This window comes from Dryocola clanedunensis subsp. sulfonylureivorans, assembly GCF_016756775.1.
Taxonomy (GTDB): Bacteria; Pseudomonadota; Gammaproteobacteria; order Enterobacterales; family Enterobacteriaceae; genus Dryocola; species Dryocola clanedunensis.
Genome location: NZ_JAERMU010000012.1, coordinates 80544 through 105389, shown reverse-complemented (window position 1 = coordinate 105389; position 24846 = coordinate 80544). Strand labels below are relative to the sequence as shown.

26 protein-coding genes are annotated in these 24846 nt (G+C 54.8%); 10 read left to right on the top strand and 16 right to left on the bottom strand.

What is annotated here, in order from left to right; translation table 11 throughout:
- Positions 1 to 32: 32 nt before the first annotated feature.
- Positions 33 to 1673, bottom strand: a complete 1641-nt coding sequence (gene eptA, locus HYQ67_RS14155) for a phosphoethanolamine transferase EptA (protein WP_202304452.1) — start codon at positions 1671 to 1673, stop codon at positions 33 to 35.
- 184 nt (positions 1674 to 1857) lie between these two features.
- Here eptA and HYQ67_RS14150 point away from each other — a divergent pair, with 184 nt between their 5' ends.
- From HYQ67_RS14150 to sodC, 3 genes are all read left to right on the top strand, one after another.
- A complete protein-coding gene (locus tag HYQ67_RS14150) occupies positions 1858 to 2097 on the top strand; it encodes a DUF1289 domain-containing protein (protein WP_202304325.1) in 240 nt (79 codons plus the stop codon).
- A 57-nt stretch (positions 2098 to 2154) separates the two neighbouring features.
- Positions 2155 to 3051 carry an aldo/keto reductase gene (locus tag HYQ67_RS14145; RefSeq protein ID WP_202304324.1) on the top strand — a complete coding sequence of 299 codons (897 nt, stop codon included), beginning with the start codon at positions 2155 to 2157 and terminating at the stop codon, positions 3049 to 3051.
- 70 nt (positions 3052 to 3121) lie between these two features.
- A complete protein-coding gene (gene sodC, locus HYQ67_RS14140) occupies positions 3122 to 3643 on the top strand; it encodes a superoxide dismutase [Cu-Zn] SodC (RefSeq protein WP_202304450.1) in 522 nt (173 codons plus the stop codon).
- Between the two features lies 1 nt (position 3644).
- Here sodC and HYQ67_RS14135 read toward each other — a convergent pair whose 3' ends face one another.
- Genes HYQ67_RS14135 through HYQ67_RS14125 form a run of 3 tightly spaced genes read right to left on the bottom strand, consistent with a single transcriptional unit; the run spans position 3645 to position 6774 of the window.
- A complete protein-coding gene (locus HYQ67_RS14135; protein ID WP_202304323.1) occupies positions 3645 to 5666 on the bottom strand; it encodes an FUSC family protein in 2022 nt (673 codons plus the stop codon).
- A 9-nt stretch (positions 5667 to 5675) separates the two neighbouring features.
- Positions 5676 to 6533, bottom strand: a complete 858-nt coding sequence (locus tag HYQ67_RS14130) for an efflux RND transporter periplasmic adaptor subunit (protein WP_202304322.1) — start codon at positions 6531 to 6533, stop codon at positions 5676 to 5678.
- A 4-nt stretch (positions 6534 to 6537) separates the two neighbouring features.
- Positions 6538 to 6774 (bottom strand): DUF1656 domain-containing protein, encoded by a 237-nt coding sequence (locus tag HYQ67_RS14125; RefSeq protein ID WP_202304321.1) that lies wholly within the window; start codon positions 6772 to 6774, stop codon positions 6538 to 6540.
- 182 nt (positions 6775 to 6956) lie between these two features.
- On the opposite strand from HYQ67_RS14125, the gene slyA reads away from it, so the two are divergent.
- Entirely contained in the window at positions 6957 to 7391 is a 435-nt protein-coding gene (gene slyA, locus HYQ67_RS14120; protein WP_202304320.1) for a transcriptional regulator SlyA, read from the top strand.
- A 61-nt stretch (positions 7392 to 7452) separates the two neighbouring features.
- Here the strand turns inward: slyA and slyB are convergent, their stop codons facing one another.
- Complete coding sequence (gene slyB / locus HYQ67_RS14115) at positions 7453 to 7920, bottom strand: outer membrane lipoprotein SlyB (RefSeq protein WP_202304319.1); 468 nt, start codon at positions 7918 to 7920, stop codon at positions 7453 to 7455.
- Between the two features lie 280 nt (positions 7921 to 8200).
- Here slyB and anmK point away from each other — a divergent pair, with 280 nt between their 5' ends.
- From anmK to tyrS, 4 genes are all read left to right on the top strand, one after another.
- Positions 8201 to 9325, top strand: coding sequence for an anhydro-N-acetylmuramic acid kinase (gene anmK / locus HYQ67_RS14110; protein ID WP_202304318.1), 1125 nt, complete (start codon positions 8201 to 8203; stop codon positions 9323 to 9325).
- Between the two features lie 93 nt (positions 9326 to 9418).
- Positions 9419 to 9742 carry a C-type lysozyme inhibitor gene (mliC, locus tag HYQ67_RS14105; protein ID WP_202304317.1) on the top strand — a complete coding sequence of 108 codons (324 nt, stop codon included), beginning with the start codon at positions 9419 to 9421 and terminating at the stop codon, positions 9740 to 9742.
- 57 nt (positions 9743 to 9799) lie between these two features.
- Positions 9800 to 10456 carry a pyridoxamine 5'-phosphate oxidase gene (pdxH, locus tag HYQ67_RS14100; RefSeq protein ID WP_202304316.1) on the top strand — a complete coding sequence of 219 codons (657 nt, stop codon included), beginning with the start codon at positions 9800 to 9802 and terminating at the stop codon, positions 10454 to 10456.
- A 141-nt stretch (positions 10457 to 10597) separates the two neighbouring features.
- The gene (gene tyrS / locus HYQ67_RS14095) at positions 10598 to 11872 is read left to right on the top strand and encodes a tyrosine--tRNA ligase (protein ID WP_202304315.1); all 1275 of its coding nucleotides are present in this window, start codon (positions 10598 to 10600) and stop codon (positions 11870 to 11872) included.
- Positions 11873 to 11958: 86 nt separating this feature from the next.
- On the opposite strand, the gene gstA is transcribed toward tyrS, so the two are convergent.
- The 11 genes from gstA to ydgT form a co-directional block, all read right to left on the bottom strand.
- Positions 11959 to 12561, bottom strand: a complete 603-nt coding sequence (gene gstA, locus HYQ67_RS14090; RefSeq protein ID WP_202304314.1) for a glutathione transferase GstA — start codon at positions 12559 to 12561, stop codon at positions 11959 to 11961.
- Between the two features lie 109 nt (positions 12562 to 12670).
- Positions 12671 to 14179, bottom strand: a complete 1509-nt coding sequence (gene dtpA / locus HYQ67_RS14085; protein WP_202304313.1) for a dipeptide/tripeptide permease DtpA — start codon at positions 14177 to 14179, stop codon at positions 12671 to 12673.
- A 613-nt stretch (positions 14180 to 14792) separates the two neighbouring features.
- Positions 14793 to 15428, bottom strand: coding sequence for an endonuclease III (gene nth / locus HYQ67_RS14080; RefSeq protein ID WP_202304312.1), 636 nt, complete (start codon positions 15426 to 15428; stop codon positions 14793 to 14795).
- Positions 15428 to 16114 carry an electron transport complex subunit E gene (locus tag HYQ67_RS14075; protein WP_202304311.1) on the bottom strand — a complete coding sequence of 229 codons (687 nt, stop codon included), beginning with the start codon at positions 16112 to 16114 and terminating at the stop codon, positions 15428 to 15430. The genes nth and HYQ67_RS14075 overlap by 1 nt, the downstream gene beginning before the upstream one ends.
- Positions 16111 to 16737, bottom strand: coding sequence for an electron transport complex subunit RsxG (rsxG, locus tag HYQ67_RS14070; RefSeq protein ID WP_202304310.1), 627 nt, complete (start codon positions 16735 to 16737; stop codon positions 16111 to 16113). Before rsxG ends, HYQ67_RS14075 begins: the two co-directional genes overlap by 4 nt.
- A gap of 9 nt (positions 16738 to 16746) precedes the next feature.
- The gene (gene rsxD, locus HYQ67_RS14065; protein WP_202304309.1) at positions 16747 to 17799 is read right to left on the bottom strand and encodes an electron transport complex subunit RsxD; all 1053 of its coding nucleotides are present in this window, start codon (positions 17797 to 17799) and stop codon (positions 16747 to 16749) included.
- Positions 17800 to 19980: an electron transport complex subunit RsxC gene (gene rsxC, locus HYQ67_RS14060; protein ID WP_202304308.1), complete on the bottom strand. Its 2181-nt coding sequence runs from the start codon at positions 19978 to 19980 to the stop codon at positions 17800 to 17802. It abuts the gene before it with no gap.
- Positions 19973 to 20551 carry an electron transport complex subunit RsxB gene (rsxB, locus tag HYQ67_RS14055; protein ID WP_202304307.1) on the bottom strand — a complete coding sequence of 193 codons (579 nt, stop codon included), beginning with the start codon at positions 20549 to 20551 and terminating at the stop codon, positions 19973 to 19975. Before rsxB ends, rsxC begins: the two co-directional genes overlap by 8 nt.
- Positions 20551 to 21132, bottom strand: coding sequence for an electron transport complex subunit RsxA (gene rsxA, locus HYQ67_RS14050; RefSeq protein ID WP_202304306.1), 582 nt, complete (start codon positions 21130 to 21132; stop codon positions 20551 to 20553). The genes rsxB and rsxA overlap by 1 nt, the downstream gene beginning before the upstream one ends.
- 77 nt (positions 21133 to 21209) lie before the next feature.
- Positions 21210 to 21650 carry a DUF2569 domain-containing protein gene (locus HYQ67_RS14045; protein ID WP_202304305.1) on the bottom strand — a complete coding sequence of 147 codons (441 nt, stop codon included), beginning with the start codon at positions 21648 to 21650 and terminating at the stop codon, positions 21210 to 21212.
- Positions 21651 to 21750: 100 nt separating this feature from the next.
- Complete coding sequence (gene ydgT, locus HYQ67_RS14040) at positions 21751 to 21966, bottom strand: transcription modulator YdgT (protein WP_202304304.1); 216 nt, start codon at positions 21964 to 21966, stop codon at positions 21751 to 21753.
- Positions 21967 to 22721: 755 nt separating this feature from the next.
- Here ydgT and HYQ67_RS14035 point away from each other — a divergent pair.
- Positions 22722 to 23765: an oxidoreductase gene (locus HYQ67_RS14035; protein WP_202304303.1), complete on the top strand. Its 1044-nt coding sequence runs from the start codon at positions 22722 to 22724 to the stop codon at positions 23763 to 23765.
- A gap of 80 nt (positions 23766 to 23845) precedes the next feature.
- Complete coding sequence (locus tag HYQ67_RS14030; RefSeq protein WP_202304302.1) at positions 23846 to 24844, top strand: bile acid:sodium symporter family protein; 999 nt, start codon at positions 23846 to 23848, stop codon at positions 24842 to 24844.
- Positions 24845 to 24846 lie beyond the last annotated feature (2 nt).

Genomic DNA, 24846 nt, shown 5'->3' with positions numbered 1-24846 from the left:
CTAGCGCAAGCCCGGGGCGCGTTTTTTTCAGCTCACACGCCGGTCTGTGCCTTACGGCAGCTGGCGAGAATATCCATATTCGATTGATATTCTGAGGTTTTTATATCCATCATGCCCAGCATGGTGGAGAACAGATTATCCTGAGAAACTTCGCTGCTGGCCGCTTTTTTCGACAGGCAGTCCGCATTGACCGCATAGTTTTGCTGATAATTCTTCGACAGCCAGAACAGGAACGGAATGTGCGTTTGCTGGGACGGGGCCAGCATATAAGGCGTACCGTGCAGATAAATCCCGCTTTCCCCCAGTGATTCACCGTGGTCAGACAGATAGACCAGCGCCGTATTGAATTTATCCTGCCGTGCTTTGAGCATATCAATGGTGCGGCTGACCACATCGTCGGTGTACAGAATCGTGTTGTCATACGTGTTGATCAGCGCCTGTCGGGTACAGTCCTGAATCTGATTGCTGTCGCAGGTTGGCGTAAATTTACGGAATTTATCGGGATAGCGTTGATAATAGGCCGGACCGTGGCTGCCCATAAGATGCAGAACGATGACGGAATCTTGCTGCACGCCGTCCAGCACATTGTCCAATCGGTGCAGCAAGGCGTCATCGAGGCATGACTCGCTTTTGCAGAGACTATTCAGCTGCCATTGTGGCATCGTGGTGTGCGCAATACGGTCGCAGGCACCTTTGCAGCCACCGTCGTTGTCGCGCCATAGCAGGTTAACCCCGGCATGGCCCATGACGTCGAGGAGGCCTTCCTGATGACGGGCTAGATCTGCATCGTACCTGCTGCGGGGCATATCAGAAAACATGCAGGGTACGGAAACGGCGGTTTCAGTGCCGCAGGAGGAAGCTTTCGGGAAGTAGATCACGCCCTGGTTTTTCAACTCAGGATTCGTTTCGCGCCCGTAACCCCCCAGGGAATAGTTTTCGGCACGGGATGCTTCGCCCACCACCATAATGACAACAGTTTTCTTTTTCTGCTGGCTGATGAGCGGGCCTTTTTTGGCATCTTCGCCAATCCGAATTAGCGTCTGGTCTCCGGCAAACCAGCGCTCTTTGCTGTATCGGCTGATGGCGCTAATATAATTCGCAGGCGTCACCATTTTGACCACGCCTTTATTGTTGCGGAACAGCGAGGCGTAATCTTTATAAAATACCGAAGCGACCAGAATGATTATCAGGAGCCCGGCCATTATCCCTACCAGACGGGTCAGAAGGGTATGCCACCAGCGGGCGGGTTTAATTTTTATCGCGCTAAGGATTAGCGCTGGAATGATACCTGCAAGCGCAAGCCACATTAAAAGCTGCGGCGTGATGAGCGCTGTCGCCTCCTGGGAGTCCGTCTCAAATACGTTAATCATCATGCTCTTATCGATGACGGCACCGTATGTCGACATAAAGTAATTGCTGGCTGCGCAACCCAGTACCAATATTACGAGCATGGGTTTACGCAGCCAGGGAATATTGATAAGGCTAAATATGGTCAGCCAGCCGCAAAAAAGAACGACCGGCACCGTTGCTGCAAATAGCCAGCTATGCAAGGAGTCCGGGGCGATAATCTGCCAGCTGCGCCGAATAAATAAGGCGTTAATTAATGTAAAGAAGAATGCGCAGCACAGATTAAACCTTGCATCGTTACATTGTAATTTTTTAATCAGTTCCATAGCTGCCATTAAGAATTCTGGAGGTGATGAACAGATTAATGGGGGAAGATTAGGCCAACCTTAACCTCCTCCTTAATTATTCGGTTGTTGATGGGACGTTTAAGTTGGCAATTATCTGACGCGGCACTTGCATCCTCACCGATGTCGGGCTTCAATTGAAGAATGAGTCAGTGTGGGGGTTAGCGTGGCTGAGCAGCTTGAGTTTTTTCCAATCCAGAGCCCGTGTCGCGGCATCTGCCAGTCAGATGAGCGCGGCTACTGCCGTGGCTGTATGCGCAGCCGGGATGAGCGCTTTAACTGGCAAAAACTTAGCGATCCGCAGAAACAGGAAGTTCTGCGTCTCTGCCGACAACGTTTTTTGCGCAAACAGCGAGCAACCTCCGCTGGTGCATCAGAAGAACCGCAGCAATCCTCACTTTTTTAATCGATTAACCCCGCTATACTCCGGCGCAGAATTCTTCCAATACTGAGGTCATGCTTAATGGTACAGCGCATTACGATTTCCCCGCAGGGGCCAGCGTTTTCACGTCTGGTGATGGGATACTGGCGTTTGATGGAGTGGAATATGTCTCCACGCCAGCTGGCCAGTTTTATTGAAGAGCATGTGGAATTGGGCATCACCACCGCGGACCACGCGGATATTTACGGCGGCTACACCTGTGAAGCAGCCTTCGGTGACGCAATGCGCCTGGTGCCGCATCTGCGCGAGAAAATGGAGATTGTCACTAAATGTGGTATCGCCACCACCGCTAATCCCGATCACGCGCTCGGCCATTACATCACTGACCGCAGCCACATCATCAGCAGCGCAGAAGCCTCTTTGCAGAAGCTGGCCACAGACTATCTCGACCTGCTGCTTATCCATCGCCCGGACCCGCTGATGGATGCGGATGAAGTGGCTGAAGCTTTTACCGAACTGCATAAAAGCGGCAAGGTACGCCATTTCGGGGTGTCGAACTTCACACCGGCGCAGTTTGCGCTGCTGCAGTCGCGCCTGCCGTTTACGCTGGCAACCAACCAGGTCGAGATTTCGCCGGTTCATCAGCCTGCGATCCTTGACGGCACGCTGGACCAGTGCCAGCAGCTTCGCATCCGTCCTATGGCGTGGTCCTGCCTCGGGGGCGGCAGCCTGTTTAACGACGAAGCCTTCCAGCCGTTGCGCGATGAGCTACAGGCGGTAGCCGGTGAAATCGGTGCCCAGACCATCGAGCAGGTGGTGTATGCATGGGTGATGCGTCTGCCGTCCCGGCCGCTGCCGATTATCGGCTCTGGTAAAATTGAGCGCGTACGCTCCGCTATCCACTCTCTGTCGCTGGAGATGACCCGTCAGCAGTGGTTCCGCATTCGTAAAGCCGCGCTGGGTTACGACGTGCCGTAAGCCTGATTAATTGCCTCCTGGCGATATTCTGCCTAACCTTAACTGGGCAAAATAAATACAGGAGGTAATGATGAAGCGTTTGAGTCTCGCACTACTCGCAATGTTGACCTGCGGCGCAGCCCAGGCGGCAAGCGAAAAAGTTGAAATGAATCTCGTCACGCCGCAGGGCATCGGCCAATCTCTTGGCTCCGTCACCATCAACGAAACTGATAAGGGGCTCGAATTCGCCCCGGACCTGCGTACGCTCCCGCCCGGTGAACATGGTTTTCATGTCCACGCTAAAGGCACCTGCGAGCCAGCCATGAAAGAGGGCAAACCTTCAGCCGCCGAGGCGGCGGGCGGCCACCTTGATCCGGAAAACACCGGCCAACATATGGGGCCGGAAGGCGTGGGGCATCTTGGGGATTTACCCGTGCTGGTGGTGAACAATGACGGTAAGGCAACAGAGCCCGTCACGGCACCGCGCCTGAAAAAGCTTGATGACGTGAAGGGCAAAGCGCTGATGATCCACGTGGACGGCGATAATATGTCCGATCGGCCCAAACCGCTGGGCGGTGGCGGCGCACGTTACGCCTGCGGTGTGATTAACTAGCTCAGCTGCTGCCTGTCAGCGTACCGACAGGCGGCGCTTGTTCCAGCTGTGAGAGGGAGCAGTACAGCCGCCAGATGATCCCCGCCAGATCCCGCGCCGCAGGACTGTGGTGGTGGGCAAGCGTATCGCAAATCCTTTGTAGTTCCCGCAGCGCCTCGCCCAGAGGACGCTGCTGCACACCGCGTTCGCTCATAACATCCCGTAGCGTATGAATGCAGACGTCCCGCACGTTGGAAAGCGGATCTGACCGCGTCTCCCAGCCGCGAAGTTGCCAGACCACGTGGGAACAGTTCAGTAATACCACCCCCCAGCGCAGCAGCCAGCGTCGTGCCGTTTCATCTTTGCTGCTGCTCAGCTGGCTGATGTGGTGGTAGACCAGCGACTCAAACTGGTTTTCATTGCGCTGCGGCCTGCGGCTAAGCTGGTCGACAAAACCCCGTCTCAGGGAGCGGATATGACGGCGGCTTTTGCGCGTATCGGAGCTTGGGCGCAACACGGAGAAAGCCACCCACGACAAGCCCACGCCAATCACTTTGGCGAGGTTATCATTGAGAAAACCGCCAAAGTCATAGACCGGTGGGTTGGTGACGGCGATAAACGATCCCATAAAAACAATCAGCTGCCCCCACAGACCGGCAAGCTTCGGCTGCTGCAGCTTGAGGAGCTGCATTGTCGCGAGCAGCGGGAACAGAAACAGCAGGAACTGCCAGAGATCCGTTATCTGCACCATCAGGCCAAACTGCACCAGGAAGCTGAACAGCGACAGCCAGAGCAGGGTGCGCATCAGTAGCGTCAACGAACCAAGCGGTGAGGCGACGGAGGAATAAAGGACGCAGCTGATTGCCGCGAGGGATAACGCTCCGCTTGCCGAGTCCCACTGCGTGCCGATACTCCACGCACCGGTAACCGTAATGACGCAGAAGGTGCGCAACGCGCTCCACGCGGCTTCAGCATTGTCGGTGTGACGAGCAAGGGAGGGCGTTTTGGGAGGGGTAAGCACAGAAACAGGTGTGGCATTCTCCAGCTCTTTCAGCCAGCGGCTGCTGTCGAGATACAGCCAGCAGAAATAACGCAGCCGGTGCCAGAAGGCCTGGTGCCGATAATCATCCCCGCTGCCGGGGGCCAGCTGCTGGAGCAGGCGAGCCACAGGGTATTTATGCGTTCCCGGGCGGGCCAGCTCTTTGAGGAGCTCATCGAGCAGCGGCCAGAGGGAGTCGGGTGGATTTGGCCAGTTAATCAGCATGCGGCGCAGGCCCGAAATGACGCTGGTCAGCCGCAGCTGCTGGTGCAGTAAATAGTTGAGCAGATTGTTCTGGCGGCGAAAACGATAATGGCTCCAGAAGGCCTGAATGCGCAGCAAATTCATGGTCAGGATCTGGCTGATAACGCCTTCATGGGCGGTGCGTATTTCGTCGGTGGTTTCAGGTCGCCATAACAGACTTGCGTGCTCCAGCAGCCGGGCGTGCATGGTTTTGAGCGCGGTGATAAGGGTTGTGCCATCCGAGGTGCTGGGAAGCACCATCATCATAAAAGCACCGCATAAAATCCCGACGATCACTTCACAAACTCGCGCCTGGGCGATGTCCCAAAGCTGCGTGGTGTCCACGGTATCGATCATCGGGAAAGCGATGATGGCCGCCGTGTAGCCGGCCAGCATAAACGCGTAGGCGGCATTGTTCTGGAACTGGCTGGAAACCCACGTACAGAGCGCGAGCCACGCGGCCATGGCAAACGTAAATAACCACGGGTCGTTAAGCGTGTTGCCTGCAATCATCAGGGCGGCCGTGGCGCCAATTAAACTCCCGGCGATGCGGCCAAGACTCTTGCTGATGACCCCACCCACGGTTGGGAAACTGACAACCGCCGCGGAGGTCATGGCCCAGTAAGGTTCATCGAGATCGAGACAGTAGGCGATGGTCAACGCCAGGCACATCGCGATGGCGTTACGTAAGGCGTAGCGCCACTGACCGCTGGTTGCTTTTCCCCAGGGAGTACCCTGCCATTCGAGCCAGGTTAGCTTCATCTATTGGGCTCAGTGCGAAATAGTGACGGTACAGGTGGTACCGGATACCAGCGTGACGCCCTGCGGGATGCTATCGAGCTTAATGCGCACCGGCACCCGCTGTGCAAGGCGGACCCACGGCACGTTGGGTTTAATGTCCGGCACGAGATCGCTCTCATTTTCGATGCTCTGGTCGTAAATGGCCCGCCCGATGCTTTCCACTTTTCCCGACAGCGGCTGATGACCGCTATACAACACGATAATGGCGGGGTTACCGGGTTGAATATGCCGCAATTTAGTCTCTTCGAAATAGCCCACCACGTAAAAAGAGCGGCTGTCCACCAGGGCAAAGACCGGCTGGCCGGTGGAGGCGTAGTTACCGGTTCGGGTTGAGAGGTTTGTCACCCAGCCGTCTACAGGCGCGGTGACGGTAGTCTGGCTAAGCTGCCATTGTGCCTGCTTAAGGGTGGCCTCGGCTGCTTTTACCGCGGCCTGAGCGGCTTTGACGTTGATATTCGCCGTATCCATATCTTCGGCGGAAATGTAATTGCGCGGCAGATGGCGGCGGCGGTTGGCTTCGTTGTTGGCTTTCGACAGCGTGGATTGCGACTGGGCAAGCTGCGCTTCGGCATTGATTTCGGCAATCTGGTATGGCGTTATATCTAACGTAAACAGCACGGTGCCCGCCTTCACAAACTGGTTGTCGACGACGTTCAGGTGCGTAATGGTTCCAGAAACCTGCGGTGTGATGCTGACCTGTTCGGCACGAACTTTGCCATCCCGCGTCCATGGCGACTGCATGTAATAGTTCCACAGCAGCCAGCCTACGATGACGGCCGCCGCAACCACTATCAACGTTGAGAAGTATTTTAAAGTTTTGAAATTCATGAGCTTACCACATCGCCAAAATGACAAAGGCCGCGCTGACCGACAGTGAAAAGAGCGATAAATCCATTAATGTCGGATGCCAAATCTCACCGGAATACATCCAGTCCCGTAAAAGGCGATGCAGGATTAGCCAGAAAAAAAAGCCCAGCAGCACCGGTTTAAACAGGGGGGGAAAGTAGATGGATGCGCCGACAATCAGGTCCTGAAGCGCCAGGCCAGATGCAGAAAATGTGAAGCTCACGTGGAATAATCCTTTAATATACCAGGGACTGCTGCCGTTTTTCCGGAGTTCGCTGTAAGATTGAAGTGTAGATGGTTACATAACATCAGCGAAAGTATGGAAATCGTTTTTTTAATTTTAAAGCCTGCACGCTAGTCTAAAATCAGTATAATAACTTAGCAAGCTAATTATAAGGAGATGAAATGGAATCGCCATTAGGATCAGATCTGGCCCGCTTGGTGCGTATTTGGCGCGCTCTGATTGACCATCGCCTGAAACCTCTGGAATTGACACAGACACACTGGGTTACGCTGCATAATATTCATCAGCTGCCGCCCGAGCAGTCACAGATTCAGCTGGCCAAAGCGATTGGCATCGAACAACCTTCTCTGGTCAGAACGCTGGATCAGCTGGAAGAGAAGGGGTTAATTTCACGCCAAACCTGCGCAAGCGATCGCCGTGCAAAACGTATTAAACTGACCGAGCGTGCGACACCGATTATCACTGAAATGGAAGCGGTGATAAACCACACGCGCGGAGAAATTTTATCTGGTATCAGCGAAGAGGAGTTAAACCTGCTGATTAACCTGGTGGCCCGACTCGAGCAGAACATCGTCGATCTACAGGCGCAGGATTAGCCTGTCGCACCCAAGCCAATAAAAAAGAGGCCTGAAAATTCAGGCCTCTTTTTTTACAAACTTAGCGTGGGGAGACGGTCGTCTGGCTGCCGTTGCTGGCAATAAGGACGCGTTGCCCTGGGGTGTAACGGGTGTCACCCTGTTTCTGGACAACCAGAATAGTGTTGCCGTCATCTTTACGGATTTCCAGCTCCACGCCCTGGGTTTTATTCAGCGCACCCTGAACGCCCTGGCCCGCTACGCCACCGGCCACAGCGCCGGCTGCGGTAGCCAGTGAACGACCTGTGCCACCGCCGATGGTATTACCCAGGAAACCACCCAGTACGGCCCCACCGATTGCGCCGACCACGTTTTTGTCATCGCCACCCTGGATCTGTACCGGCCTGACCGAGACCAGCGTACCGTAAGTGACGTTTTGTACCTGCTTCGCTTCTGAAGCACTGTAGACGTCGCCCGAAAGGGAGCTGTCATTCACACAACCTGCCAGCGTTAAGCCGACCAACGAAACAACCAGTACACGTGCAATCATCTGAGAATCTCCTGTTTCAAAAAAGCCCATGTGAGCATCCATAATGGGTAAATTATAAGTTATTTAGATACTCAATTTCATTTTAGTTCCGGGCAATAAGATAAATTATACTAAAAGAGTCGTCATCAACGGCCAGTCAACGACCTGCTCATTGTGTTATCTGCGCATCAGACAATGCGCTGACTCGCGAACTTGTTAAAAAGTATTAATAAATTATCGTACTACATGTAAGTTTGTGGTGGACTAACAGGATAATCCGCGTGAATTACAGGAGTAATTGATGAAATCTGGTCGTTATATCGGCGTGATGTCGGGCACCAGCCTCGACGGCATAGATGTTGTATTAGCGGCTATTGATGAACATCTCGTCGTTCAGCTCGCGAACCACAGCCATCCCATTCCTCTGGCATTGAAAAATGCGATTCTGGCTATTTGCCAGGGGCAGCAGCTGACGCTTTCCCAACTGGGGCAGCTCGATCACCGTCTGGGGACGCTCTTTGCCGAGGCGGTGCAGACATTAATGGATAAACAGGGACTGACGTATGCGGACGTAGTGGCCATTGGCTGCCACGGGCAAACCGTCTGGCACGAACCTAAAGGGGAAGCTCCCCATACCCTGCAGATTGGTGACAATAATCGTATCGTCGCGCGGACGGGCGTTACCGTGGTGGGGGATTTTCGCCGCCGTGATATGGCGCTGGGCGGGCAGGGCGCGCCGCTGGTGCCTGCGTTTCATCATGCACTGCTTGCTCATCCCACCGAAAGTCGGATGGTGCTCAACATCGGCGGCATAGCGAATCTTTCGCTGCTGATCCCCGGCAAACCGGTGAAAGGCTATGATACCGGCCCGGGCAATATGCTGATGGACGCGTGGATCTGGCGACAAAAAGGCAAACCCTACGATGAAGACGCGCAGTGGGCGAGCAGCGGAAAAGTCGTTCTGCCACTGCTCCAGCAGATGCTGTCCGATCCTTACTTTGCCTCACCGGCGCCGAAAAGTACCGGAAGAGAATATTTCAACTACGGCTGGCTGGAACGCCAGCTTAGCGCTTTCCCGGGGCTTGCAGGGGAGGACGTACAGGCTACGCTCACCGAGCTGAGTGCGGTGACCATTGCTGAGCAGGTGCTGCTGTGCGGCGGTTGTGAAAGATTAATGGTGTGCGGTGGCGGAAGCCGGAATCCACTTCTGATGGCGCGTCTGGCAGGACTACTGCCGGGGATTGAAGTTGGCACCACGGATGAAGCAGGTATCAGCGGTGACGATATGGAAGCGCTGGCCTTTGCCTGGCTTGCTTATCGAACGGTTTCTGGCCTGCCGGGTAATCTTCCGTCGGTCACCGGTGCGTCAGAGGCAAGCGTCATCGGCGCGATATTTCCGGCCAACCCGCTGCATAATCAGAGTTAACTGAAATGATCTTCTTCCCGGACTCTTTACACTTAAGAGGAAAATGGAGGGTGACCTGCCCTCCAGGGATAAGAAGATCTTCAGGATACGCAGATGAAAAAACTACTTGTTGCCACCCTTCCGATGCTGCTTGCCGGCTGTAGCTACTACAACTCCTTCGTTGAACGGATGCAAACCGACACGCTGCAATACCAGTGTGATGAAAAGCCGCTTACCGTGAAGCTGAACAAAGAAAAGCAGATGGTGAATTTCGTCTATGACGATGACTATCTCTCTCTGACTCAGGGCTTGTCTGCTTCAGGGGCTCGCTATACCGATGGCGTCTATGTTTTCTGGTCTAAAGGCGATTCCGCCACGGTCTACCGCAAAGACAGCGTCGTGCTAAATAATTGCCAGCTGCAAAAGTCGAAAAGTTGAGATTTCTGAGGGTGGGGCGCACAATAGCACCACCTGATGATAACCTGACGTAACGCCATGTCTGACAACGACTCTTTGCAACAGATTGCCCATCTGCGCCGTGAATACACCAAAGGCGGCCTGCGCCGCAATGACCTGACCGATCAACCCCTCGATCTGTTCGAGCGCTGGCTTGCTCAGGCCTGTGAGGCCAAACTCGCCGATCCTACCGCCATGGTCGTGGCGACGGTAGACGAAAACGGTCAGCCGTATCAGCGTATTGTCCTGCTTAAACATTTCGACGAACGTGGCATGGTTTTCTACACCAATCTCGGTTCGCGCAAGGCGCATCATCTGGAACAAAACCCACGCATCAGCCTGCACTTCCCGTGGCACATGCTGGATCGCCAGGTCATGGTGCAGGGCACGGCGGAACGTCTGTCGACCCTCGAAGTGATGAAGTACTTCCACAGTCGTCCTCGCGACAGCCAGATTGGCGCCTGGGTTTCTAAACAATCCAGCCGCATCTCCGCGCGCGGCATCCTCGAAAGCAAGTTCCTTGAGCTCAAGCAAAAATTCCAGCAGGGCGAAGTGCCGCTGCCGAGCTTCTGGGGCGGCTATCGGGTCAACTTTGACCAGGTGGAGTTCTGGCAGGGCGGCGAACATCGCCTGCACGACCGCTTTTTATACCAGCGCGAAGGCGACGCCTGGAAAATCGACCGCCTGGCCCCGTAACTCCTGCGATTTATTGCGTTAAGCGCTGGCACTCCGTGGGCTGGCGTTTTATTCTATGCCCCCTAAGAAATGAACCCATTCGCCAGCGGGCGAATAGCCGTGTACCGGCAAAGGTGCAGTCGTAACTACATGGAGAATTTGATGGCAAGCATCAATTTGATAAAACAATTGCAAGAGCGGGGCCTGGTGGCTCAGGTAACGGATGAGGAGGCCTTAGCGCAGCGCCTGGCGGAAGGGCCAATCGCGCTTTATTGCGGCTTCGATCCTACCGCCGACAGCTTGCATTTGGGCCATCTGGTTCCACTGCTGTGTCTGAAACGCTTCCAGGAGGCTGGCCATAAGCCTGTTGCCCTGGTCGGCGGCGCGACAGGTCTGATTGGCGACCCAAGCTTTAAAGCCGTTGAGCGCAAGCTGAACACAGAGGATACCGTTCACGAGTGGGTGGAAAAAATCCGTCGCCAGGTTGCACCTTTCCTCGATTTTGACTGCGGTGAAAACTCAGCGATCGCGGCGAATAACTACGACTGGTTCGGCGGCATGAACGTGCTGACGTTCCTGCGCGACATCGGTAAGCACTTCTCTGTTAACCAGATGATTAACAAGGAAGCGGTAAAACAGCGTCTTAACCGCGACGACGTGGGGATCTCCTTTACCGAGTTTTCCTACAATCTGCTGCAGGGCTATGACTTTGCCTGCCTGAACAAGCTGCATGGCGTTGTGCTGCAAATCGGGGGTTCTGACCAGTGGGGCAACATCACCTCCGGTATCGACCTGACCCGTCGTCTGCACCAGCAGCAGGCCTTTGGTCTGACCGTTCCTCTGATCACCAAGTCTGACGGCACTAAGTTCGGGAAAACCGAAGGCGGCGCGGTCTGGCTGGATCCGAAGAAAACCAGCCCGTACAAGTTCTACCAGTTCTGGATCAACACCGCGGACTCCGACGTTTACCGCTTCCTGAAGTTCTTCACCTTCATGAGCCTCGAAGAGATCGACGCGCTGGAAGAAGAAGATAAGAACAGCGGTGCTGCGCCACGTGCCCAGTACGTGCTGGCCGAGCAGGTGACTCGTCTGGTGCACGGTGAAGAGGGCCTGGTGGCCGCTAAGCGCATCACCAGCAGCCTGTTCAACGGTAACCTGAGCGACCTGACCGAAGCGGACTTCGCGCAGCTGGCGCAGGACGGTGTACCGATGGTTGAACTGGAGCGTGGTGCAGACCTGCAACAGGCGCTGGTTGATTCCGAGCTTCAGCCTTCCCGCGGTCAGGCGCGCAAGACCATCGCGCAGAACGCTATCACCATCAACGGTGAAAAGCAGTCCGACCCGGAATACACCTTTGCCGATAGCGATATCCTGTTCAATCGCTACACCCTGCTGCGCCGCGGTAAGAAGAACTACTGCCTCGTCTGCTGGAAATAGTGCATAAAAAAAGGCGAGAGACTTAACGTCCTCACCCTTATTGTTGAACGCTGCCAAATGCCCTCTTAACCGAGGGCATTTTTGTTTTAAATACCTTCCGCCGCCATTGCCGCTTCGACGGCCGGGCGCGCCTTCATGCGCTCCATAAACGCTTCGATGTTGCTAAGACCGTTCAGATCCAGCTTCAGTGCCTGCGCCCAGCGCAGCACGGTAAACAGATAGGCATCTGCTACGGTAAAGCGCAGGCCCATCAGCCATTGCTTGTCGTGCAGCTCCTCGTTGACGTATTTGAATTTCTTCTCCAGCGCCTGGCGGGTAATGGTTTTGAATTCTTCAGGCGTCGCAGGATTAAAGAGCGGGCTGAAGCCTTTGTGCAGTTCGGTGGCGATATAGTTCAGCCATTCCAGCGTGTGGTAACGCGTCATGCTGCCCGCCGGGGCCAGAAGCTGACGGTCCGGCACTTTGTCTGCCAGATACTGCACGATGGCCACGCCTTCGGTCAGCAGCGAACCATCATCCATCAGCAGGGCGGGCACCTGGCCCTTAGGGTTCACGGCAAAGTAGTCGTCACCGGCCTCGGTACGCTTGCTGGCTAAATCAACTTTGATGAGGGAGAAATCCAGACCGGTTTCACGGAGGATGATGTGGGGAGAGAAGGAACAGGCACCTGGCTTATAATACAGTTTCATTACTGAACTCCTTTATGGCGCTAAGATTCTTTATGGTAGTGCGCCTTAAGGCAAAAAAAAAGCCGCTAGCGCAAAGCTAACGGCTGAAAAATTATTGTTTCCCGCTATATCAGGCGGTGGCTTTCTCCGCAGCCGCAGCCGCATCAGCAGAATCTGAAAGCGTCATGCGGTTAAGTTTTGGCGCGATAACAATCATCAGCAGGGCGATAACGCCGGTGGCGATACCAATCTGCATGAACACATGACCGTAGACGTTCAGAGACTGCAGTGGGTCAGTGACGTTTTCCGGCACGGCCATCAGGTTAGCGACTTTACCCGCGATGATTGCAGCACCAGCGGTAGTCAGGAACCAGCTACCCATGATGAAGCCCATCAGACGCTGTGGAACCAGCTGCGCAACCATTGCCAGACCCAGACCAGAGATCATCAGCTCACCGATGCTCTGCAGCGCGTAGCTCAGAATCAGCCAGTTCACGGAAACGATACCCGCGTCAGTGGCAAACTTAGCACCCAGCGGCAGCACCAGGAAGGCAAAGGAGCACAGCACCATACCAATAGCGAACTTGTGTGGCATTGGCAGACGGTCACCCATCTTGTTGTAGATAGCGGCGAGAATCGGGCTACCTACCATGATCCAGAATGGGTTCAGCGCCTGGAACTGCTCTGGCTGGAAGGTGATGCCTAAGATTGCGTGCTCAACGTTACGGATGGCAAAGAAGTTCAGGGACGTTGGCATCTGGCTGTACAGCACGAAGAAGACGACGGCTTCCAGCATCAGAATGAAGGCCACAATCATTTTACGACGAGCTGCGCCTTTCATCGCAATCGCTTCTTTAGCGAAAATGATAACGATACCCAGCGCGACCAGACCCAGTACCGCACGAGCGATACCCTGGTTATGCAGCAGCCAGGTTGCGATCACAACCAGCACCACAACACCGATGATTGTCGCGAACAGCTTACCGAAATGAACCGGCAGGAAGTCAGGTTTGGAACCGTAGTCTTTCACCCAGCGCTTGCAGAACATGAAGTTCACAAGCGTAATCAGCATCCCAACGAAGCTCAGGGAGAAAGCAACGCTCCAGCCGAACTTAGCCGCCAGCCACGGTGTGGCAAGCATAGAGAAGAAGGAACCGATGTTGATGGACATGTAATACATGGTGAATGCGCCATCAAGACGCGGATCGTCTTTATCATAACAGGTAGAGAGCAGGGCAGACGGGTTAGCCTTAAACAGGCCGTTACCGACGGCGATAGTCGCCATACCCATATAGACGATGGCGGCGTCGTGCCCGGAGAAGGCAACCAGCGCATAGCCGAGAGCCAGAACGATGGTCCCGAGCATAATAACGCGTTTGGTGCCGAGCACTTTATCACCCAGCCAGCCGCCGACGGCGACAAGGCCATAAACCAGTGCGCTGAAAGAGGAGAACAGTGTAATAGAATCCGCTTCTGACATACCCAGTTGTTTCACCAGGTAGACGGCCATGATGCCTTGCAGGCCGTAGTAACCAAAGCGTTCCCACAGTTCAATGGAGAAGATCAGGTAGAACGATTTCGGTTGTTTGAAAGCGTTCAGACTCACGCTTTCTGCTGGTTTATTGTTTGCAGTCGACACATATACCTCTTTTTTTACATCCCACTTTAACAGGGGTCTTATTAGCGTGAAGGCCTGTGGCAGTCACTTTATTGTTATTATGGAAGGGGGAAACGGCAGGTAATGTTCACTATCCTGCGCCGTCAGGCAAGTCTTCTGCAATACTCTGTTACATATATCCAGGCTGGAATAATGTCCCGAGGAAAGAATTGTTATTCAGCGTTAAATTTTATTAATCGTGCCTTTCCCAATTTAAAATCTCTGCCGTTGCGTTTAAGGGGCCATTTCAGGGATATGTTCTGCTGTAAAAGCGAATAAGCAGTGATATGGCCCAGTCAGGAAGTTTTAGCCAGCGTAATGTATTGCTTCAGATCCTGTGGCAATCGCGATCGCCGGGTTTTGGTGACAATAAAATGACCAAAATTTAACGTGGTGTTATCAAAGTGATCTACATCACAAATTTATAGAAAATTCTCATCGTAAAAAAACGATTAACCTGCTGAAGCGGTTATCAGCCACATGTTATATAGTTGTGAACGACTAAATCACGCGGTTACAGTCAAAAGAGAAGGTATCATGGCAGCGCGGGGTGAGAGGTTTTTCGCCCCGCCGAGAACCCGTCGAGGCATGTGAATCAGGCGTCGACTTTTTCTTTGAATTCGCAGAGGTCTTCGATGATACAGGAGCCACAACGCGGTTTACGGGCAATGCAGGTATAGCGGCCATGTAAGATTAGCCAGTGGTGGCAGTCGACTTTAAACTCTGCGGGGACGACTTTCAGCAGCTTTTCCTCAACTTGCTCAACGTTTTTGCCCGGCGCGAATTGCGTACGGTTGCAGACGCGGAAGATATGCGTGTCGACGGCAATCGTTGGCCAGCCGAAAGCGGTGTTGAGTACGACGTTAGCCGTTTTGCGCCCCACGCCCGGCAGCGCCTCCAGCGCAGCACGATCTTCAGGAACCTCGCCACCGTGTAGTTCAATGAGCATGCGGCAGGTCTTGATGACGTTTTCTGCCTTGCTGTTGAACAGCCCGATAGTTTTGATGTAGGACTTCACCCCCTCAACGCCAAGCTCCAGCATCGACTGCGGCGTATTGGCGACGGGATAGAGCTTTGCGGTCGCTTTGTTGACGCTCACGTCCGTAGCCTGAGCCGAAAGCAGCACCGCAATCAGCAGCTCGAAAGGGGAGCTGAACTGCAATTCAGTAGTCGGGTGAGGATTATTGTCACGCAAGCGTGTGAGGATCTCGTAGCGTTTTGCTTTGTTCATCAGGCTTCCCTGGCTGTTGATTCCACCACCACGCTTTTCGCCGCGCGGCGTGCTTTCATTTTCTCATCAATGAGAGACTTTACCGCCAGCATCAGCCCAAGGCCAATAAATGCGCCGGGCGGCAACATAGCCAGCAGGAATGGCGTGTCGGTATGAAACACTTCAATACGCAGCACCTTCGCCCAGCTGCCCAGCAGGCCATCGGCACCGTCAAACAGCGTACCATTGCCGATAATCTCACGCAGCGATCCGAGCACGAACATCGCGCTGGTCGCACCCAGCCCGATAGCGAAACCATCCAGCGCCGCCAGAGGGACGGAGTTTTTCGCGGCGAAAGCTTCCGCGCGGCCGATAACAATGCAGTTAGTGACAATCAGCGGGATAAAGATGCCGAGCGACTGATAAAGCCCGAACGCGTAGGCGTTGATCAGCATCTGAACGGTGCTGACCACCGAGGCGATGATCATGACGTAGATGGGAATGCGGATTTCTGAAGGAACCCAGCGACGCAGGGCCGAAACCGCGGCATTGGTCAGCGTCAGCACCAGCGTGGTCGCAAGCCCCAGACCAAGCGCGTTGGTGGCAGTCGACGTCACCGCCAGCAGCGGGCACAGCCCTAACAGCTGGACGAAGGCTGAGTTATTCTTCCACAGCCCCTGGACCATAATATCTTTTACTTCACTCATGGTTGCGCTCCACAGGAAGGTAATTGCGAGAGCCTCGGCGGCAGCGTTTCGGCATACAGACCCGCTCGTTTCACCGCATTGACAACTGCACGTGGGGTAATGGTGGCGCCGGTAAACTGATCGAACTGGCCGCCATCTTTTTTCACCGCGAAGCTTGCGTCATCCTCGCCGTGAATCATCACATCAGCAAAATGGGTAATCCAGCTGCTGAGCCGTAACTCGATTTTATCACCCAGACCCGGCGTTTCATGATGCTGAGTCACCCGAGTCCCCAGCACCTTGCCGCTAAAGTCTGTGCCTACCAGCAGCTGGATGGCTCCGGAATAGCCATCAGGGGCCGTGGCTTCCATCACCATCGCGACAGGCTGTTCGCCTTTGCGCGCGATGTAGATCCGGTGTTCACCTGCGCCCAACCGCGGCTCGTTAACCACAAGGCAGCTGCCCTGAATGTCGTTATCGTACATCTCTGACGGCAGTACCTGGTCAAACAGCAGCTTCTGCTGGATTGCCGCCTGGCGGTCAATGGTGGGTTTGGTCAACTCGTTGACAACGGCCGTCAGGCCGGTGGCCAGCGCGGCGAAAATCGCCAGCGTCACGCCATGTTTTTGCATCGTTTTCAGCATGACGATTCCTTAGCGATGGCCATAGACGCGTGGGCGGGTGTAGTAGTCAATCAGCGGCACGGTAATGTTCGCCAGCAGCACGGCGAAGGCCACACCATCCGGGTATCCCCCGTAGGTGCGGATAAGCCACACCAGCAGCCCCGCCAGCGCGCCAAATATCAGACGGCCACTGTTGGTGGTGGAGGCGGTTACCGGGTCGGTGAGGATAAAGAATGCGCCGAACATCGTTGCCCCGGAAAAGAGATGAATCATCGGGGAGACGTATTTCTCCGGCGAAATCAGCCAGCCCAGCGCTGCGCACAGGGTGAGTACCAGCAGGAAGCTAACCGGGATATGCCAGCGAATGGTGCCGCGCGCCAGCAGGAACAGGCCGCCGGCCAGAAATGCGACGTTAATCCACTGCCAGCCGAGACCGGCCAGTATCCCGCCATAAATGGGCTCTTGCAGAAGATCGGCTGCGGCGTGACCGGCACGTATCCCCGTTTTAAACGTATCCAGCGGCGTTGCCTGGCTGATGCCGTCTATCCCCATGCGCAGCTGCGTCATGGTTTCGCCCGCGGCGGTGCTGCCGGTAAAAATGACGTGCAGAACGTCGGTGAAGCCCGGCACATTTGCCGCAATAGATTGCGGCGGCAGCCAGGACGTCATCAGCACCGGGAAGGCAATCAGCAGGACCACGTAACCCACCATCGCCGGGTTAAACGGGTTATGTCCCAGACCACCATAAATCTGTTTGGCAATGATCACGGCGAACAAGGTACCGACGATAATCAGCCACCATGGCGCGAGCGGCGGGATACTGATACCGAGCAGCAAACCCGTCAGCGCCGCAGAGTTGTCGCCGAGCGTTTTTCTGCAGGACTGCTTACGCAGCTTAACGACCAGCGCTTCCGCCAGCACAGCGCTGACGATCCCCAGCGCGATCTGAATCAGGCTACCCCAGCCAAACCAGAAGAATAGCGCGGCGATACCCGGCAGTGCGGCTATGGTCACCAGCAGCATAATTCGGGAGGTGCTGCGCTGGTTGTGGGTATAAGGGGAGCTTGCGATTTTAAAAACCATTTAATCCTCTGGCGCCATCTGCTGAGCGGCCTTACGGGCCTGTACGCGGGCGATAGCCGCGGCAACAGCTGCTTTTCTTGGGTCTTGTTCTTGTCTGGATTCTGCTGGGGCGGACTCTTCAGCTTCGGCCTGCTGAGCAGCTTTACGGGCTTTGGCTCGAGCAATAGCGGCTTCAACGGCTGCTTTGCGCGGGTCGACAGTTTCCGCTGGCGCTGGTTCTGCAGCTGGCTCAGTGTTTACCTGCGCAGCTTTACGAGCTTTGGCTCGAGCAATAGCGGCTTCAACGGCCGCTTTGCGCGGGTCGACAGTTTCCGCTGGCGCTGGTTCTGCGGCTGGCTCACTATTTGCCTGCGCAGCTTTACGGGCTTTGGCTCGAGCAATAGCGGCTTCAACGGCTGCTTTGCGCGGGTCGACAGTTTCCGCTGGCGCAGCTTCTGCAACTGGTTCACAGTTTGCCTGCGCAGCTTTACGGGATTTGGCTCGAGCGATAGCGGCTTCAACGGCTGCTTTGCGCGGGTCGGCCGTAGCGGTTTCAGATGCATCAGCCTGCTGCGCTTTTTCAGCCTGCTTAGCACGTGCCTGCGCCTTGCGGGCCTCCCGGGCCGCAATCATCTCGCTGTTATCGGGCCTGCTTCCGGCTTTGATAATAATCGGCTCGTCGCCCTGCGGCTTCTTGCTTTTTATACGGGCAAGCGCGGCCTGAATGGCGTCGCTGTCTTTGGCGGAAGGCTGAGCGGCAGATTGCTTATGGCGGGCCTGGCGTGCGGCTTTCTCACGCTCAAGACGGGCCTGGCGCGCTTCAAAGCGTACTTTCGCTTCTGCGGTGCGCTTTGCCTCCAGCTCGATTTCGCGGATCTCTGCTTTCTCCTGGCGGAAGTACTGCACCAGCGGAATGCTACTGGGACAGACATAGGCGCACGCGCCGCACTCGATGCAGTCTTTAAGATTATGCGCGGTGGCCTTATCGTGCTGCTGGCCTTTGCTGAACCAGTACAGCTGCTGCGGCAGAAGATCGGCAGGGCAGGAGTCCGCACAGGCGCTGCAGCGGATGCAGCTTTGCTCCGGCTCCGGCTCGCCCATTTCGCCTGCGGACGGGGCCAGCAGGCAGTTGGTGATTTTGACCACCGGCACGTCCAGCCACGGCAGGCTGAAGCCCATCAGCGGGCCGCCCATAATAACCTGCTGGTCGTGGGTAGGACGAAAATCTGCAAATTCCAGCAGATGGCGCACAGGCGTACCCAGGCGGGCCCAGACGTTACCGGGTTGCGCTACGGCTTCCCCCGTCAGAGTCACTACGCGTTCAGTTAATGGCTCGCCGTCAATAATGGCTCGTTTTACCGCAAAGGCGGTGCCTACGTTTTGCATCAAAACGCCGATGTCAGAGGAGCGACCGCCGTGAGGAACCTGCTTGCCAGTCAGGATTTGTGTAAGCTGCTTCGCACCGCCGGAAGGATATTTCGTAGGGATCACCCGCAGTTCGATATCGTTACAACCGACCAGCACCGCACGCATCATAGAGATAGCCTGCGGTTTATTATCTTCAATACCGATCAGTACGCGCTGTGGCTGCAGGATATGGGCAAGAATACGTATGCCTTCGACAATCTGCGCGGCGCAGTCCTGCATCAGGCGGTCATCCGCCGTAATGTAAGGCTCGCACTCTGCGGCGTTAATAATCAGCGTCTCTATTTTGTCGCCGCCGCCCTGCAGTTTGTTGCCCGTCGGGAAGCCCGCGCCGCCAAGACCGGCTACACCAAACTGGTGAATACGCTCAATAAGCGCTTCACGGCTCTTGTTGCGGTAATCAGCCCAGCCGTCACGCTCCATCCAGACATCTTCGCCGTCCGCTTCGATAATCACGCTCAGCTCCGCAAGTGCAGAGGGATGCGCCGTTGCATGCGGAGCGATAGCGGTAATGGTGCCGGAGGTGGGGGCGTGAACCGGCAACATTCTGCCCCGGCCTTTGGTCAGCGCCTGGCCGCGCAGAACGTGGTCACCCGCCTTAACGCACAGTTCACCTTCCGCACCAATGTGTTGTTTCAGCGGCAGGAAAAGCTGCTTTGACAGGGGAACCTGACGCAGAGGTGTGCCGTTAGACTGGGATTTCATCTCCGGCGGATGGATGCCGCCGTCGAAATCCCAGATGCGGTTTTTTTTGAAGCGATTAAAGAAATTAAGCATGTTGCTCCACCGGAATATTACGTACCGGGATGGTCTGGAGATCCCATTTCCAGCTCTCCGTGGTGGTGGCGACCGGCACCAGATCGATGCAGCGAGTCGGGCATGGATCCACGCAAAGGTTGCAGCCGGTGCACAGGTCGCTTATCACGGTATGCATCGCACGCGTTGCACCAACAATGGCATCTACAGGGCAGGCCTGGATGCATTTGGTACAGCCGATACAGTTAGCTTCATCAATCACGGCCAGCATGCGTACCGGCGCGAGGGCGGACTCATCCCCCTCGATTGGCTGAGGCTCGACGTTCAGCAAGGTTGCGATTTTTTGCATCACCGCTTCGCCACCGGGCGCACAAAGATTAATGTTTGCGCCGTTATTGCCTACTGCCTCTGCATAGGGGCGGCAACCTGGATAGCCGCATTGCCCGCACTGGCTCTGAGGCAGCAGCTCTTCGATTTTCTCGACAATCGGATCTTCTTCAACGGCAAAGCGGCGTGACGCGTAGCCCAGAATAAGGCCAAATATCAGCCCCATCAGGGTAAGCGCAACAATGGCAATCCATACGGTCGTCATCAGAACTTCACCAGGCCGGTAAAGCCCATAAAGGCCAGCGACATCAAGCCCGCGGTAATCAGCGCGATAGCGTTGCCTTTGAAGGGGGCAGGAACGTCGGCCACAGCCAGGCGTTCACGAATGGCTGCAAACAGCACCATGACGAGTGAGAAGCCGACCGCGGCAGAAAAACCGTACAGCGCGGACTGCAGGAAATTATGGCCAAGATTGACGTTTAATAGCGCAACCCCCAGCACCGCACAGTTGGTGGTGATGAGCGGTAAAAAAATCCCCAGCAGACGGTAGAGCGCCGGGCTGGTCTTCCGTACCACCATTTCGGTAAATTGCACCACGACGGCAATAACCAGAATAAAAGAAAGGGTACGTAAATAAACCAGATCGAGGGGGATAAGAATAAGGTCGTTAATAATCCAGGCGCAGACAGAGGCCAGCGTTAAGACGAAGGTGGTCGCCAGCCCCATGCCAATGGCCGTCTCCAGTTTTTTGGACACGCCCATGAACGGGCACAGGCCGAGAAACTTCACCAGAACGAAGTTATTGACCAGTACCGTACCAACAAAGAGCAGCAAATAATCTGTCATGATGAGACCTGAAACAAAAAAAGCCGTCCATTATCGTCCATGCGGCGCAGGACGACAACGGAGTATTTATAAGGTTATTACGGATTAATAAAGGTTTGCTTCACGCGGATTGAGCGCTTGAGGTAAGGCACCAGTAATGAGGCCGCCAGGAGCGGGAACAGCAGCTGACGCAAAGCCAGCTCGTCACTGACCGGGGAGAAGGCAAACGCTTTGATCGCCAGCAGTATGGAGATCAATAACCACAGGATGTAATGGCGCACGACGTTCTTACGGCGCTTGAAGAAGGCGATGGTTAGCCACACGGTGTAGCCCCACATGGCGATGGCACAGGCCACGGAGAAATACCAGAACAGCACCGTATGCTGCCCCTGGGCGCTCATCAGGCGATGGCTTTCAGGGGAAATCAGCATCATCAGATAAATCACCAGCGCGATAGAACTGCTGAGTAGCGTCAGCAGCAGCCAGGCGAGAGGGGCGAGAAGCCAGCCTGCAATACGCGGCGCCTGCGTGGTAGTCATTTTGCCTCCCGGAATGCAAAGAATAGAATGCGGTCCTTATGTCTGACATAAGGCGGGGGCGATTATAAGGCTTTTTACGAGTAATGCTACTCGCAAGCGGTTACACCACGTAACGCCAGACCGATTTCGGTACACAGCCGAGGTCAAACAGCTTGCCGCCCGAAACCAGCTCAGCACGGCGGTGATCGGCTGCGCGATACATGCACACAATGTCATTATTATCCGTAAGGCTGTAGTTCAGATGGTCGAACAGTTTTTCGAGACTTTCGAGAGTGCTAATTTTTCTGAATTTCATTAAGTAGTCTTGCGCTGTCATAGAGGATTCCGTACAGAAGGATTTCATGTGTATTTTTAAGCAGACGAGCCGACATATAATAAACGTAATTGAATCGTTATTATTAGAGCAAATTCACTTGTTGGCTTATTTAGGAGTTTTCCTTGAGATAAAACGGAATTTAAAATGAGCTTTGCCAAAACCTCAGCCGAAAGCGAGTCGCATGTCATTTTGACGGTGTACATCGACAGGGCCTATGGCGGCAGGAGAAAGCGAACCGCATAGACGAACGACATCAGGTCGCGCACGGTCAGGCTGTCCGCTTTTTCACAGCGAATGCAATTATCTCGATATCTCTTTTTTGTTAATCAAAAGCTGGCTCATCCATCACTGATATAGATAATTTGATTTTAGTTGGCGGTCATTTCAAGGATATAAATAGGAATATATCTGTAGCATTTATTGATTTTAAAATATTGGCTACTAATCTCGACGTGTGCGGCTGACGTTCATCGCCTGTCTATATTACAGAGTATTGTCTGAAAGTTTAAATAAATGTCTAAAGATAAATTCATCAGCGTTATTCTTTTCACCGCTTTTAATGATATGTCAATGCGATTGTTTATCACATGCCGTTATGATTTGTCCGTTGGCACAGGACTGTGGCAGACCTGTATGACGCGTGAAGGGCAGAAAGCCTGGCAAGTGTGCAACTGAAGCGTAACAATTAAACTCCCTGTTGTTACACTGTAGTGGATGGTGTCAAATGAGGTCGTCCATAAACGTGAGGAATACAAATGAGTGATAATATTCGTGTCGGTTTAATCGGCTACGGTTACGCCAGTAAGACCTTTCATGCGCCGCTTATCGTCGGCACGCCGGGAATGGAGCTTGCGGCGGTATCCAGCAGCGATGCAACAAAAGTCCACGCTGACTGGCCAAACATGGACGTTGTTTCCGATCCGCACCATCTGTTGACCAATCCAGATATCGATCTCATTGTGGTTCCTACTCCGAATGACACCCATTTCCCCCTGGCAAAAGCCGCGCTGGAAGCGGGTAAGCATGTGGTCGTCGATAAACCCTTTACCGTGACGTTGTCACAGGCGCGTGAACTGGACGCGCTGGCAAAAAGCCGCGGACTGCTGCTTTCCGTTTTCCACAATCGCCGCTGGGACAGCGACTTCCTGACGTTGAAAACGCTGCTGGCGGACGGCACGCTGGGAGAGGTTGCCTATTTCGAATCACACTTCGATCGCTTCCGTCCCCAGGTGCGTCAACGCTGGCGCGAGCAGGCGGGCGTAGGCAGCGGCATCTGGTACGACCTTGGGCCACATCTTATCGACCAGGCGCTGAACCTGTTCGGCCTGCCGGTTAGCCTGACGGTCGATCTCGCCCAGCTTCGCCCGGGCGCTCAGGCTACCGATTACTTCCATGCCGTCCTGGCCTATCCGCAGCGCCGCGTTGTGCTTCATGGCTCACTGCTGGCCGCCGCTGAATCGGCACGTTATATCGTACACGGCACCCGTGGCAGCTACATCAAATATGGGCTCGACCCGCAGGAGGACCGCCTTAAGGCAGGCGAGCGTCTGCCGCAGGAGGACTGGGGGTATGACATGCGTGACGGCGTGTTGACGCTGGCGCAGGGCGAAGTGATGGCAGAACAGACTCTGCTGACCGTGCCGGGTAACTATCCTGCTTACTATGCCGCCATTCGCGACGCGTTGACCGGCCACGGCGAAAACCCTGTGCCTGCGGCGCAGGCAATTCAGGTGATGGAGCTGATTGAGCTGGGCATGGAGTCGTCGAAGCAGCGTGCGACGCTGAACCTGGCTAATTAATTCAGTCTTGCCGTCCGGCCCCGTCTGCACGGGGCCTTTTTATTTCAGTCTGAGCGTAGTCGGAACATAGAGGGTCATTCATGGGCTGGTTGCAGCGTCTGAAGGTCGATAAATTCTTACTGATCATGATCGGTGTCGTGGTGGTCGCTTCGCTATTTCCCTGTGAAGGCATAGTTAAAACTGGCTTTGAATACCTGACAACCGCGGCCATTGCGCTGCTGTTCTTTATGCATGGAGCAAAGCTCTCTCGCGATGCAATAGTGGCGGGTATGGGGCACTGGAAGCTACACCTGATTGTTTTCCTCAGCACTTTTGCTCTGTTTCCACTGCTGGGGCTGGCGATGGGTTTCCTTTCACCGGCTATCCTGAATCAGCCTTTATACATGGGCTTTCTCTATCTCTGCGCACTGCCTGCCACGGTGCAATCGGCGATTGCATTTACCTCGGTAGCGGGCGGCAACGTGGCGGCGGCGGTATGCAGCGCCTCGGCGTCCAGTATTCTGGGGATCTTTCTCTCCCCGGTGCTGGTTGGCGCGCTGATGAATACCCAGGAGGGGACAACCGATACGCTACACGCGATTGGCAAAATCGTTATGCAGCTGATGGTGCCGTTCGTCGTGGGGCATCTGTCGAGGCCGCTGATTGGCCGCTGGGTGGATAAACACAAGAAGCTGATTAGCCTGACGGACCGCTCATCGATTCTGCTGGTGGTTTACGTGGCGTTTAGCGAAGCGGTGGTGGGGGGCATCTGGCATCAGGTCAACGGTTATTCGCTGCTGGCCGTGCTGGGCTGTTCTGTCGCGCTGCTGGCGATTGTGCTGGTGGTCAATACCTGGACGGCGCGGCTGCTTGGTTTTAATACTGCGGATGAAATTACCATTGTCTTCTGCGGCTCCAAGAAAAGCCTCGCCAACGGCATACCGATGGCCAACGTCCTGTTCCCGGCCAGCGCGGTAGGGATGATGGTATTGCCGCTGATGATATTCCACCAGATTCAGCTGATGGTTTGTGCCGTACTGGCGCAGCGCTATGCGAAGAAGACGGCGAAAGAAAACCAGCAGCCTGAATCAGCTTCCTGACC